At 71.0% G+C, this 11,632-nt stretch carries 13 protein-coding genes and 2 pseudogenes; 8 read left to right on the top strand and 7 right to left on the bottom strand.

Annotation, left to right across the window (positions count from 1 at the left end):
- A partial coding sequence (locus tag ACWD1Z_RS34180) for a condensation domain-containing protein (protein WP_451124261.1) occupies window positions 1-1,816 on the top strand: 1,816 nt, incomplete at its 5' end.
- A gap of 29 nt (window positions 1,817-1,845) precedes the next feature.
- On the opposite strand, the gene ACWD1Z_RS34175 is transcribed toward ACWD1Z_RS34180, so the two are convergent.
- Both ACWD1Z_RS34175 and ACWD1Z_RS34170 read right to left on the bottom strand, forming a co-directional pair.
- Window positions 1,846-2,070: a hypothetical protein gene (locus ACWD1Z_RS34175; RefSeq protein WP_451124259.1), complete on the bottom strand. Its 225-nt coding sequence runs from the start codon at window positions 2,068-2,070 to the stop codon at window positions 1,846-1,848.
- Between the two features lie 144 nt (window positions 2,071-2,214).
- Window positions 2,215-3,069 (bottom strand): class I SAM-dependent methyltransferase, encoded by an 855-nt coding sequence (locus tag ACWD1Z_RS34170; RefSeq protein WP_451124257.1) that lies wholly within the window; start codon window positions 3,067-3,069, stop codon window positions 2,215-2,217.
- Between the two features lie 64 nt (window positions 3,070-3,133).
- On the opposite strand from ACWD1Z_RS34170, the gene ACWD1Z_RS34165 reads away from it, so the two are divergent.
- Window positions 3,134-3,778, top strand: a complete 645-nt coding sequence (locus tag ACWD1Z_RS34165) for a TetR/AcrR family transcriptional regulator (protein ID WP_451124255.1) — start codon at window positions 3,134-3,136, stop codon at window positions 3,776-3,778.
- 84 nt (window positions 3,779-3,862) lie between these two features.
- Window positions 3,863-4,237: pseudogene (locus ACWD1Z_RS34160) on the top strand (BTAD domain-containing putative transcriptional regulator); the annotation flags it as partial.
- A gap of 47 nt (window positions 4,238-4,284) precedes the next feature.
- Here ACWD1Z_RS34160 and ACWD1Z_RS34155 read toward each other — a convergent pair.
- From ACWD1Z_RS34155 to bla, 4 genes are all read right to left on the bottom strand, one after another.
- Complete coding sequence (locus ACWD1Z_RS34155; RefSeq protein ID WP_451124253.1) at window positions 4,285-5,238, bottom strand: threo-3-hydroxy-L-aspartate ammonia-lyase; 954 nt, start codon at window positions 5,236-5,238, stop codon at window positions 4,285-4,287.
- On the bottom strand, window positions 5,235-5,783 hold the full coding sequence (locus tag ACWD1Z_RS34150; protein WP_451124251.1) for a helix-turn-helix transcriptional regulator: 549 nt from the start codon (window positions 5,781-5,783) through the stop codon (window positions 5,235-5,237). Before ACWD1Z_RS34150 ends, ACWD1Z_RS34155 begins: the two co-directional genes overlap by 4 nt.
- A complete protein-coding gene (locus ACWD1Z_RS34145; RefSeq protein ID WP_451124249.1) occupies window positions 5,773-6,168 on the bottom strand; it encodes a RidA family protein in 396 nt (131 codons plus the stop codon). Before ACWD1Z_RS34145 ends, ACWD1Z_RS34150 begins: the two co-directional genes overlap by 11 nt.
- A 110-nt stretch (window positions 6,169-6,278) precedes the next feature.
- Entirely contained in the window at window positions 6,279-7,196 is a 918-nt protein-coding gene (gene bla, locus ACWD1Z_RS34140; protein ID WP_451124247.1) for a class A beta-lactamase, read from the bottom strand.
- Window positions 7,197-7,442: 246 nt separating this feature from the next.
- On the opposite strand from bla, the gene ACWD1Z_RS34135 reads away from it, so the two are divergent.
- From ACWD1Z_RS34135 to ACWD1Z_RS34125, 3 genes are all read left to right on the top strand, one after another.
- Window positions 7,443-7,985, top strand: a complete 543-nt coding sequence (locus ACWD1Z_RS34135; RefSeq protein WP_451124245.1) for a sigma-70 family RNA polymerase sigma factor — start codon at window positions 7,443-7,445, stop codon at window positions 7,983-7,985.
- 51 nt (window positions 7,986-8,036) lie between these two features.
- The gene (locus tag ACWD1Z_RS34130; RefSeq protein WP_451124243.1) at window positions 8,037-8,432 is read left to right on the top strand and encodes a hypothetical protein; all 396 of its coding nucleotides are present in this window, start codon (window positions 8,037-8,039) and stop codon (window positions 8,430-8,432) included.
- A gap of 262 nt (window positions 8,433-8,694) precedes the next feature.
- Window positions 8,695-8,898 (top strand): alpha/beta fold hydrolase, encoded by a 204-nt coding sequence (locus ACWD1Z_RS34125; protein ID WP_451124241.1) that lies wholly within the window; start codon window positions 8,695-8,697, stop codon window positions 8,896-8,898.
- Window positions 8,899-8,930: 32 nt separating this feature from the next.
- Here ACWD1Z_RS34125 and ACWD1Z_RS34120 read toward each other — a convergent pair whose 3' ends face one another.
- Window positions 8,931-10,484 carry a M28 family metallopeptidase gene (locus ACWD1Z_RS34120; RefSeq protein WP_451124239.1) on the bottom strand — a complete coding sequence of 518 codons (1,554 nt, stop codon included), beginning with the start codon at window positions 10,482-10,484 and terminating at the stop codon, window positions 8,931-8,933.
- 204 nt (window positions 10,485-10,688) lie between these two features.
- Here ACWD1Z_RS34120 and ACWD1Z_RS34115 point away from each other — a divergent pair, with 204 nt between their 5' ends.
- Entirely contained in the window at window positions 10,689-11,222 is a 534-nt protein-coding gene (locus ACWD1Z_RS34115) for a VOC family protein (protein ID WP_451124237.1), read from the top strand.
- Window positions 11,223-11,319: 97 nt separating this feature from the next.
- Window positions 11,320-11,565, top strand: a pseudogene (locus ACWD1Z_RS34110) (alpha/beta hydrolase); the annotation flags it as partial.
- Between the last annotated feature and the right edge of the window lie 67 nt (window positions 11,566-11,632).

Here is an 11,632-nt window from a genome sequence, read left to right as displayed (position 1 = left end):
CATGCCTCCGTCACCGGGGTTGGGGTTCCACTCCCACGGCTTCGACCTGGACGCCACCGTCACGGGTGCGCTCCGCAAGCTGGCCGCCGACGCGGGCGCCACCTTGTACGCGCCGCTGCTCACCGCCTACCACGCGGCGCTCGCCGCCCGCACCGGCCAGGAGGACCTGGTCATCGGCGTGGCCGTGTCCGGCCGGGACCACCCCCTGCCTGACATCCACCGCGTCTTCGGGCCGTACGCCACCGCCGTCGCCGTCCGCCCCTTCGGACCGGGCGTGACAGCGCCCCAGGGCGGCGATGTCGCGTCCCGGGTGCGCCGGGTGGTGGAGGAGACGGTCGCCGCCCGCGTCCACGAGGACGTCGTACCGCGTGACACCAGCGGGCTGCCGCTGACGTCGCAGTTCTTCTTCACCTTCCTGGACTTCGGCGCGCTGGGCCCGCGGGGCGGGGAGGTGCTGGCCGTGTCCTGGGACGAGGAGGCAGACAGCGGCTTCACTCCGCCCGCGGCCGGGACGGACGTGTTCCTCGCGGTGCGGCCCGACGGGGACCGGCTGCGGATCACCGTGCGGGGCGCGGCGGCGGCCTTCGGTCCGGACGCGCTCGCCGAGTTCGCCGACGGGCTGCGCGACCGGCTCGTCCGGACCGTGCCGGCCCCCGAGCACCGGCCCGTACGGCGGGCCCCGCGCAGCGAGGGTCAGGACCTGGACGCCGCACTCGTCGGCTATCTCCCCGCTCCCGCCCAGTTGGCCCGGCTCGCGGGTCTGCCGGAAACCCCTTCGGCCCGCGAGGACGTCCGCCGCCTGCTGTTCCCGGGCGGCGAGCCTCGGCTGCTGGAGACGACCTCCACGCCGCTGGGCCGGTCCGGCTTCGTCGCGCTGCCGCTCTTCGCCGACGAACTCGCCGCCGACCGCACGCTGGTCACGCACACCGTGCGAGCCGTGCGGACGGCTACCGAGTTCGGCGCCCGGTGCGTCTCGCTGGCCGGCATGATCCCCTCCCTCACCGGCTACGGCTTCGACGTGCTGCGCGCCGACCGGGCCGCGGCGGCGTCCGTCACCACCGGGCACGCGACCACCGTCGTCTCCGTGGTCAGCACGGTGCACGCCGCGCTGGCCGCGACCGGCGGTGACCTGTCCGACCTGGAGGTGGCCGTGGTGGGGCTCGGCTCGATCGGCGCCTCGTCGCTGGAGCTGCTGCTCACCCTGGCCGAACGGCCGCCCGCCCGGCTCGTGTTGTGCGACGTGCCCGGCAGCGGTCCACGTCTTGGGGCACTGGCCCGCACGCTGCGGGAACGCGGGCTGGCCGGTGAAGTCGCCGTCCACGTCTCCGACCCGGATCTGCCCGACGCCGTGTACGGGGCCGGGCTGGTCGTCGCGGCGGTCAGCGGGCACCGGGACCTCATCGACGTGGACCGGCTGCGGCCGGGTGCCGTCGTCGTGGACGACAGTTTCCCGCACTGCTTCGCCACGGATCGCGCGCTGGCGAGGATGCGGGATCGGGGGGATGTACTTGTGGTCGGCGGGGGCCTGTTGACGGTCGGTGACACCCGGCGCACCTTGGCGGCGGGGCTTCCCGAGGCGGTCGCGGTGGCCGAGGCCGCGTACGGGGTCGCGGGGACGCTGGCGTCCTGCCGAGCGGAGTCCCTGCTGCACGCCTCCGGCGTGGATGTGCCCCTGGTACGGGGCCTGGTCGACGCTTCTACGGCCCTTGCCTACTGGCGGGCCGTGGAGGAGGCCGGAGTGACGGCCGGGCCGCTGCATCTGCTCGGCCAGGTGGTGGAACCGCTCGCGGAGGGGGTCGGTCGGCCGCGGAGGTGACGGCACGGCGGAGGATGCGGCCGAGACACCTACGGCTCGGACGGCTTGGCAGGCGCGGGAAGGCCGAGAAGGCGTGCGAGGGCCGCTGCGACGGGAGCGCTATGGCCAGGCAGATGCCTGGAGGACCAGTCGGCTGCCAGCGTGAGGAAGTCGGCCAGGTCGCGCTCGGCACCGGTGAGCAGGTGCCGGAGTTCCGCCACGCCCATCTCGATCACCGCATCCCCCACGAAGCCGCCCTGCGCGCCTGGAAGCACGCTCTTGCCCTCGGTCTCGACGTCGCCGAGGCGCGCCCCCGCTACGCCCTGCGAGCCCTCAAGAAGGCACCCGCCGTCGTAGGCCAGTGTGTCGCTGAACCCGTTCGACGGCGAGGACGGTCCGGGTCACGTATGAACCACGAACTACTTGGGCGAAAGGGCGTGCCCCATGGAAGCTGTGACGATCCAGACCGACCCGGGGATGCGGACCCCGTCGGGCGTCTCGAACTCCGTGAGCGCGTCATGCACTTCGGCACGGATGCGGGAGACGGTCTCGGGGTTCACTTCGCGCAGGTTGTAGCGGGTGGGGCCCATGGCGAAGAGGAAGTCGACGGCGTCGCCCGCGTCGGCACCGAAAGTCATCGGAGCCTCGGCGGGGGTCACGTCGATGTCGGTGAACCCTGCGGCGGTGAGGACGTGGCGGATGCGCGTGGGGTCCAGGAGCGAGCCCATACCCCTGGCGGCGGGGGATGCCTCGCGCAGGAACGGTGAGAGCGCGGCGGTCGCACGGGCGTAGGCACTGTCCGGGCCCCCGGGCTGCGGGCCGAGGAACGCGAGTCGACCCGTCGGCGCAAGCGTGTGCCTGAGGTGAGTGAAAGCCGCGATGTGGTCGGCGAAGAACATGACGCCGCCGCGGCTGAGGAGGACGTCGAACCCGCTACCGGGGAACGGATGCACCTGGGCGTCGCCCTGCTCGAAGGTGACGTTGCCGCTGCCCTCCGCGGCGGCGTCGCGTCGGGCGCGTTCGAGCATGGGCGCGGACAGGTCGATTCCGACGGCATAACCGTCGTACGCCTGCCGCGCGGCGATGCGTGTCGTCTGGCCGGTGCCGCAGCCGACGTCTAGGACCCGGTCGTCGGCCGCGATGCCCGCAGCGGCGAACAGAGGTGCGTTGAAGGCGCCCATCATCGCGTCGTAGCGCTCGGAGTCTTCGGCCCAGTGGATGCCCTCCCAGTCGTTCCATGCCTCGGCCTGCTGCCGGTTGGCGATGGCGTGCATGACTCTCACCCTCCATTGACTAGAGTTGACCTCTAGAGTTGAACTCTAGATATAGACTCCAGTCATGACTGAGGTCAAGGGAAAGCGGGACGACAAGGCCCGAGAGACACGGCGGCGGATCATCGACGCGGCCGCCGACCTGTTCGTCGAGCAGGGCTACGGGGCGACCAAGCTGCAGGAGATCGCCGACCGGGCGGGTGTGGCGGTGCAGACGATCTACTTCGTCTTCCGGAACAAGCCCACCCTGCTCAAGGAACTGGTCGATGTCGCGATCGCGGGAGACGACGACCCCGTGCCCACGCTGGACCGGCCGTGGTTCGCGGAGGTCACGACCGCGGCCACCGCCGAGTCCGCCCTGGCCGCGCTGGTCGCCGGCACCCGCCGGACGCTCGAACGTGTCGCGGCCATCGACGAGATGGTCCGCGCCGCGGCAGCGACCAACCCAGAAATCCGGGAGCTGTGGCCCCAGCAGACCAACCCCCGGTACACGGTGATCTCGACAGCCGCGAGGGCCCTGACCGAGAAGCCCGGCGCCCGCCCCACCCTCTCCGCCGCGGAGGCGGCGGACATCATCTACGCCTTGCTCAGCCCCGAACTCTTCCTGGTCCTGACCCGCGACCGCGCCTGGCCGCCGGAGAAGTGGGAGCGATGGGCCTACGACACCCTCTGCTCTCAACTGATGGTCAGCAGCCAGGACCCAGCCCCCTGACCAGGCTCGGGGAGACAGGACAGGACCCTGTTCCGGCAATCAGCACGTGATCGGTCTGCCGTGTGAACAGTGCCCTAGGCGACGATGCTGTTCGCCAGGGTGACCGCCGGCAAGGGGAAAGCAAGTGACCGGGACCGTGCAGATGCTCGGAACGTATCGGCCGACCGCACGCGAAGCGCACGCCGCCCGACCCGGTGCCGGTGCGGCTCTGCGCGTGGACGTGCTCGGCCCGCTTCGGCTGCACTGGGAAAGCAGAGCGCTGTGCTCTACGACGCCCAGGGCCGCCGCTTCCCCCAGGGCGAGTCGTACCGGATGTGGGAACTGCGCGCGCACGCCCAGGAGTTGCGGGCGCGCGTGCTGTACACGGAAGGCGACTACGCGCGGGTTGTTGCCGCAGCCGAGGACGTCGTCGCCCGGGACCCGCTGCGCGAGTCGTCGTGGGTGGTGCTGCTGCACGCCCTGTACGCCTCGGTGCCCTCGCCACTCCCCCGCAGGAAGCGTAGGTGTCAGCCGAGGAGCTCGGCGAACCGGCGGGCGTCGATGTTGCCGCCGGAGACGATGACTCCGACACGGCGGGGCAGCGGATCGATCCGGCCCGCCAGCAGCGCGGCCAGGGGCGTGGCGCCACTGGGTTCCATGACCGTCTTCATGCGCTCGAAGGCGAAGCGCATCGCGTCCCGGATCTCGTCGTCGCTGACCAGGACGATGTCGTCCACGAGCTTCTGGTTGAGGGAGAAGGTGAGTTCTCCGGGGATGTCCGCGGCCTGTCCGTCGGCGATGGTCCGCGGCACCGGGACGGAGACACGCCGGCCCGCTTCCAGCGAGCGCTTGGTGTCGTCGCCGTCCTCCGGCTCGACGCCGATCACGCTGATGTGGGGCAGCAGCCCCTTGGCGGCGGTGGCGCTGCCGGCGATCAGCCCGCCGCCGCCGACCGGGACCACCAGGGCGTCGAGGTCGCCGACCTCCTCGATCAGTTCGAGGGCGGCGGTGCCCTGGCCCGCGATGACGTCGGGGTGCTCGTACGGCGGGATGAGGGTGAGCCCGCGGTCGGCGGCGAGCGCCTCGCCGATGGCGACACGGTCTCCGGTGTAGCGGTCGTACGTGACCACTTCGGCGCCGTAGCCGAGCGTGGCCTCGACCTTGGAGCGCGGGGTGTCCTCGGGCATGAGGATGACCGCCGTGGTGCCGAGTTCACGGGCCGCCAGCGCCACGGCCTGGGCGTGATTGCCCGAGGAGTAGGCCGCGATGCCCCTTGCCACCTGCTCGGGGGACAGCCGGGACGCCGCGTTGTAGGCACCGCGGAACTTGAAGGCGCCGATGCGCTGCAGGTTCTCGCACTTGACGTGCACCTCGGCGCCCACCAGGGCGTCCAGGGTGCGCGAGCGCAGCACCGGGGTGCGGTGCGCCACTCCCTCGATCCGCGCGGCGGCGTCCTGTACGTCGGTCAGGGTGACCGTCATGTCCGTTCTCCGTTCCGATGGGTGTGCTGGCGCCCGGTGCCGTCCTGGGGCGGCGTGGGAGCGGTGGCCCTGGTTTGGGCGAGGTAGGTGTACGCGGACGCCCGGGAGATGCCGAGCCGTTCGGCGACCCGCTGGGCCACGCCGCGGACCGCGAAGACGCCGTCGGCGTCCAAGGCGGCGAACAGGCGCAGGCGTTCGTCGCGATCGAGGGCGCTCCAGGGCTTGCCCTGGCGCAACTGATGGGTGTCGACGAGGGAGTCCACCACGGAGTCGATGTCGTTGCCGAAGGTGGTCGTGGGCACCGGAGCCGCGTCGGCGGCCTCGTCCCCGCGGGCGACGAGGCCCATGCCGATCTCGCTCATCGCCCCGCCCACCTGACGTCCGGTGACCAATCCGGCGATGGCCACGACGGAGCGTTCCGGACGGCGGAAGTCGTGCAGGACCACTTCGCAGAAGGACCCCAGCGTGGCGGCGAGGCCGCCGGCCACCGGGGCCAGTGCGGCGAGGATCGCGTCCTGCTCCCGTACCCGCTCCTCAGACGGCATCGGTGGCCCCGGCGGACGTCCGCAGGTGCGCGAGTGCCTCGATCTCCACGCAGGCTCCGTACGGGAGCGCCGCCACGCCCACGCAGGAGCGGGCGGGCCGGGGCCGGTCGAAGAAGTTCCCGTAGGCGACGTTCAGGCGGTCCCGGTCGGCGACATCGGTCAGGTACGCCACGACCTGGACCACGTCCGCGCGGGTCGCGCCGACCGACCGCAGCGCCTCGTCCAGGTTGGCGAACGCCTGGGCGCACTCGGCCTCGAAGCCGCCCGGCACCAGCACTCCCGCCTCGTCCACCCCCAGCCGCCCGGACACCGCCACCAGGTCCCCGCTGCGGCGGGCGACCGGATAGGGGTGATCGTCGGTTTCGCTGACTTCTGGGTACGGCATTCCACGCCTCCCGATGACAGGCGCCTTCGCCGCCCGGCAACTATCTGGACTGCAAATCTAACACTTGGACTGAGATTCCAGAAAAGGTCTCGGGCGGGCGAGAGCCCCGCTCAGCCGAGAGCCTCGGCGGTGACAGCCGCGGCCCGCGCGACCAGCGGCTCGTCCGCCGGCGCCTCGGGCTCCGGCCGGGTGGACAGGACCGCCAGCACGACCGGCTCCCCCTTGGGCGTCCAGGCCACCCCCACGTCGTTGGTGGTGCCGTACTCGCCGGTGCCCGTCTTCTCCGCTACCGTCCAGCCCGAGGGCAGGCCCGCCCTGATCCGGTTGTCCCCGGTCGTGTTGGCCAGCAGCCACCCCGTCAGGCGTTCCCGGTCGGCGGAGGCGAGCGCCCGGGTGAGCACGAGCCGCGCGTACGTCTTGCCGATGGCGAGCGGGGAGGTGGTGTCCGTGACGCGGCCGGGTTCGGCCGAGTTCAGCTCCGGCTCCCAGCGGTCCAGGCGGGTCACCTCGTCACCGAGCGAACGGCAGAAACACGTGACGGCGGCCGGGCCGCCCAACTCTCGCACCAGCAGGTTCAGGGCGGTGTTGTCGCTGTGGGTGATGGTCGCGGCGCACAGGTCTTCGACCGTCATCCCGTGGGTCAGGTTCTCGGCAAGTCCGGTGACCGGGGCGTACCCGGACCGTGTGACGTCGTCCGATCCGTACCGGATGACCTTCGCGAGGAACGTTCCGTCCCGGTCGAGGTCCCGGAGCACCGCGGCGACGGCGGGCGTCTTGGCCACCGAGCAGATGGGGAACCGTTCGTCGGCCCGATGGCTCACCGTCTCGCCGGACACCGTGTTCCAGGCGAACACCCCGAGCCGGGCTCCGTGCCGGCGCTCCAGGGCCCGCAGTGATCGCACGGCGTAGTCCCGCCGCTCGGTGGCGCGAGCGACCCCTGGCGTGGCGGGGCCGCCTGCCAGGGCCGCGGTGGCGCCGGCGAGGAGCAGTGAGCGACGGGTCCAGATCTTCGTCGTGGTGACTCGCATGTGGCGTCCCTTCACAGATCACGGCCGTTCACGCGGATGCGCCGGCCCGCTGGTTCCACGCCGTCGGCGGGCGAAGAGTTCATGACGGCGCCTGAAAAGAAGGCCACGCGTCACTGTTCTGTGACGGTCACGCGCCACCACGCGCAGCCGACTGGCGCGCCGAACAGGGACGATATGCAAAATTGATCGATCTCTGATCCATATCGGTCTTGGACTGATCCCTCCGGGCGCTGGTCTGCTCTGCCCATGCCACTGTTGACCACTGCGGACGAGCAGCGTGCCCGGTTCATCGGCGAGCTGTACGAGCGACACGGAGGATCGACGTTGCGGTACGCCGCCCGGTTGTTGGGCGGCGACTGGTACCGGGCCGAGGACATCCTCCAGGAGGCGGCCCTGCGCGCCTGGAAGCACGCCTCGGCCCTCGGCATGAACGCGTCCGAGGTCAGACCATGGCTGTGGACCACCGTGCGCAACCTGACGATCGACCACCACCGCGCCGAACGGCGGCGCCCCGCGGACTGCACGCCGCTCGCCACCCTGAACCTGTCGGTACCGGATCCGACCGATCAACTGCTGCGCGTCCGACTGATCCTGGACGCCCTGTCCGACCTGCCCGAACAGCAGCGCCAGGTGATCTGCCTGCTCTACTACGGCCAGTTCAACGCGGCGCAGGCCGCCGAACACCTGGGCATTCCCCTGGGCACCGTCAAGTCGCGGTCCTACTACGCGCTGCGCGCCCTGAGGCGGGCCCTGGAGGCCCGGGGCGCGGCTGCGGACCTCACCCGCTGACGTGAGATCCGTGCTCCTCACACGGGCGGCGCGTCCGCAACGGGCAGCGGCGTGCCGCTCAGTTCGTGCTGCCAGAGCAGTTCGGCGACCCGTACGACTCTTCTCGCCGCCGCGTTCTCGGGGCAGCGCCTCCACCACGCGCGTGAGGACCTCCTTGAGGTCACCGCCGTTCCGCAGGACGAGGCGGCTGCGGTTGAGGGGGTTGGCGGCGAGGGCGTCGTGACGGCGCAGGGCACGCAGCGCGTCGCGTACGGCGGAATCGAACTCGGGCCGGGACAGTACGGCCAGTTCGGGCAGCTGCCGTACGGCCGGGTCGACGGCCGCCTCGGCCGGGCCCTCGGTGCCGGCCCGGATGGCATCGCGCATGACGATGTAATGCCAGGCCAGGCGTTCCGCGCGGTAGATCTCTCCCAAGGCCCGCCATTGGGCGAGGGTGGTGACCGGTGAGGGCCGCTGGTAGGCGGACGGACAGACGGTGAAGCGGGCCACGGCAAGGAACTCGTCGGCGCGCAAATGCTCATGGGCGCGGTCTCCTTCGCCCGGCTCTTCCCCGACCGGGTGCGAAGACTCGCGCTGATCGAACGATCCACGCGGTCACCGCCACCTACCGGGGACGACTGGCCCTGCGTGCCGGATTCGAGCACTACCGCACCCTGCCCAGGACGGGCGCACCAACCGGGAATGGGCGGACGCCGGCGGCCACCTCGACATGCCGCTCCTGGCGGTCGGCGGTGAGCACAACGTCGGCACCCGACTGGCGGACGCCCTACGCCCCATCGCACCGCACGTACGTTCCGCGGTGATCGACGGCAGCGGCCACTTCCCGCCCGAGGAACGCCCCCAGGCGCTGCTGGAGGAGCTGACCGGCTTCCTCGCGGAGCAAGGGGCTCCCTTCGCGGATGCGGCCCCCTGACGAGGGCCGCACCACACCGGTCCGCGGACCGTCTACTCGGTCACGTGCGCGTGGCCGTCGTGCAGGCCGCCGCCGCTGCCGGAGTCACCGTCCGTGGGGACGGACTCCACCGGCTGGGTGAGCGGTGCGAGGTCGTACGCGTAGTGGCCGACGGCATCGGCGATGACGTCGATGTTGACGTCGAACGCCCGCATGTTGATGTTGTCGATGTCGTCACCGGGGGCGTGGTAGTTCACGTCGTACGCCACACCCGCCTGGCCGCCGAACTTCGCGGCCTGCGCCTCGGTCTTGATGCCCTCCGCACCGGTGAAGGTGCCGCCGGAGGGGATGCCGACCTCGATGAACGGGCCGTAGTCGGAGCGGCCGGTGAAGTCGGTGCCCTCGTGCGGGATGTTCTTGGAGTCGAGGAAGTCGTTGATGCCCTTCTCCAGCTGGGCCGAGCCCTCGGGGCCGGGGCCGGCGCCGGTGGCGTCGGAGTCATCGCCGTCGTAGACGAAGTAGGCGGCGTTCGGCGAGGCGATCATGTCGAAGTTCAGGTAGAGCTTGATCTGCTTCTTCTGCTCTTCCGTGAGCGAGGCGACGTACGCCTCCGAGCCGACCAGGCCGAACTCCTCGGCCGACCACCAGGCGAACTTCACCTTGTTCTTGATCTTGTGCTGGGACTTGGCCAGCTTCTGGGCGACCTGGAGGATGCCGGCCGAGCCGGAGCCGTTGTCGTTGATGCCCGGGCCGTCGGAGACCGAGTCCAGGTGCGCTCCGAGGAAGACGGTGTTGTCCTCGTCGCCGCCGCGGGTCTCCGCGACGACGTTGAACGTCGTGCGGTTCTCGCGCAGTTCGCGGATGTCGAGGGTGACCTTGACCGGGCCCTTGGCCGCCTCGGCGGCCAGCGCCTCGCCGTCGGCCTGGGTGATGCCGCCGGTGGGGATCTTGCCGGACGTCGCGTCGCCCATGGTGCCGTTGAGCGCGCCCTCGGTGTTGTTGTAGATCACGGCGCCGACCGCACCCGCCGCGTGGGCGTTGGCCTGCTTGGCGGCGAAGGTGCAGCCACCGCGCTTGATCAGGGCGATCTTGCCGGTGAAGGCGCCGGCGGCGAAGTCGGCGGGTTCGCAGCCGTTGGTGCCGTCGGCGTCCACGGGAGCGACGGCCACGTCCGCCGTGACGCCGCCCTCGGGGCTGCTGACGGTGTACGTCATCAGCTGGATGGGGATGTCGCGGGGCGTGGGCGAGACCACGGTGAGGGACTCGGCGATGTCGTCGGTGTAGACGAAGTCGAAGGCGTGCCGGGAGACCTCGTAGCCGGCGGCCTTGAGCACCGCCTCCACGTAGATGGCCGACAATTCATGGCCCCTGCTACCGGCCACTCGGGTTTCGCCGTTGTGGTCCGCTATCGCCTGAAAGGCTTTCAGGTGGCGAAAGGCGTTGGTGGCTGTGGACTCCTTGACGAGTTTCCTCGCCAGTGCGTCACCCCGATGTGACCAGCTCGCGTTGTCGGCGTCCGCGGTGGCGGGTCCGGCGACGAGCAGGGGGGAGACGAGTGCAGCGGCGGCCAGGGTGGCGGTCACCGCGACTCTGTGACGTGCGGACATACTGGTCCTCTCACGGCAGTTCAACAGGCAGATCGACGGTTCGGGAGAACACGGTCGAGGCACGTTAACCCCATGACTGCCCACTGCCAAGACGAAGTTCAACTTCGGGGACCATTGGTGCCGCGCCCTGTCATCTAGGACGGAACGTGACCTACTCGGCTCCTACCGTCGCTGTCGTCAGCCAACATCAGCGGAAGGACCACGATGTCCCAGCAGAACAGCACCGCGCCGGAGGGCTACACCACCGTTGCGCCCTGGGTCGTCACCGATGACACGGGGGCCCTGCTCGACTTCATTGCGCAGGTGTTCGACGGCGAGGAACTGGCACGGGTGCGGACCGAGGACGGCTTGATCGGGCACGGGGAGATCCGAGTCGGTGACACCGTTGTGCTGGCCTTCGACCGACGCCCCGACTGGCCCCCCATGCCGAGCCTGCTGCGCGTCTTCGTCGCCGACGCGGACGCAGCGTTCTCACGTGCCGTCGAAGCCGGCGGCCAGGTCGTCACGTCCCTGTCGGACAGCGCCTTCGGACAGCGCGGAGGGCGGGTCAAGGACCCCTTCGGCAACATCTGGTGGGTGACCAGCCACGTCGAGGACGTCGCTGAGGACGAGGTGTGGCGGCGTCTGCAGGATCCCGTGCACGCCGAGGGCATGCGGGTGGCTCAGGAGACGCTCGACGTCGAACTCAGCGGTCGCCGGCATGGACGGAGCAGCGCACCCGTCAAGACCGCCGGTTGACCGACTCCGGCCCTGGCGTCAGCGCGGAGGGTCTGCGGCCACCTCGGCGAGGGTCGGGGCGCCCGGTGTCGTCGGCAGCAGCAACGCGCCCGCGTCCATCACCCTCGGCCAGATCCCCGGCACCCTGTGGACGCCTGGATCGGGACCGGCTCCGCTGGTCCTGATGGCCCACAACAACGGCCTGCCCAAGGCGCAAGCCCGGCTGGTGGCCCAGGCCCGGCAAACCGCAGCGTACGGCTACGCGGTGGCCTCCATCGACGCCGTCGGATGCGGCGACCGGCCACTCTCCGCCACCGACCTGCAAGCCCGCGCCGGCCTGCATCACGCGATGCAGGCCGGTGAGGACCCCGCAAGCCGACGTCATCGAACCGTAAGATCGCCGCCCTGCCCTGCCAGGCCCAGGAGACCTA

This window comes from Streptomyces sp. NPDC002784 (genome assembly GCF_053592135.1).
Note: the sequence above shows the minus strand (reverse complement) of the source record. Positions and strands in the feature narration are given on the sequence as shown.

Coding starts and splice junctions, on each gene's coding strand:
- ACWD1Z_RS34170 (WP_451124257.1), bottom strand. CDS start 3,069: ATGCACGCCATCGCCAACCGGCAGCAGGCCGAGGCATGGAACGACTGG.
- ACWD1Z_RS34165 (WP_451124255.1), top strand. CDS start 3,134: ATGACTGAGGTCAAGGGAAAGCGGGACGACAAGGCCCGAGAGACACGG.
- ACWD1Z_RS34155 (WP_451124253.1), bottom strand. CDS start 5,238: ATGACGGTCACCCTGACCGACGTACAGGACGCCGCCGCGCGGATCGAG.
- ACWD1Z_RS34150 (WP_451124251.1), bottom strand. CDS start 5,783: ATGCCGTCTGAGGAGCGGGTACGGGAGCAGGACGCGATCCTCGCCGCA.
- ACWD1Z_RS34145 (WP_451124249.1), bottom strand. CDS start 6,168: ATGCCGTACCCAGAAGTCAGCGAAACCGACGATCACCCCTATCCGGTC.
- bla (WP_451124247.1), bottom strand. CDS start 7,196: ATGCGAGTCACCACGACGAAGATCTGGACCCGTCGCTCACTGCTCCTC.
- ACWD1Z_RS34135 (WP_451124245.1), top strand. CDS start 7,443: ATGCCACTGTTGACCACTGCGGACGAGCAGCGTGCCCGGTTCATCGGC.
- ACWD1Z_RS34125 (WP_451124241.1), top strand. CDS start 8,695: ATGCCGCTCCTGGCGGTCGGCGGTGAGCACAACGTCGGCACCCGACTG.
- ACWD1Z_RS34120 (WP_451124239.1), bottom strand. CDS start 10,484: ATGTCCGCACGTCACAGAGTCGCGGTGACCGCCACCCTGGCCGCCGCT.
- ACWD1Z_RS34115 (WP_451124237.1), top strand. CDS start 10,689: ATGTCCCAGCAGAACAGCACCGCGCCGGAGGGCTACACCACCGTTGCG.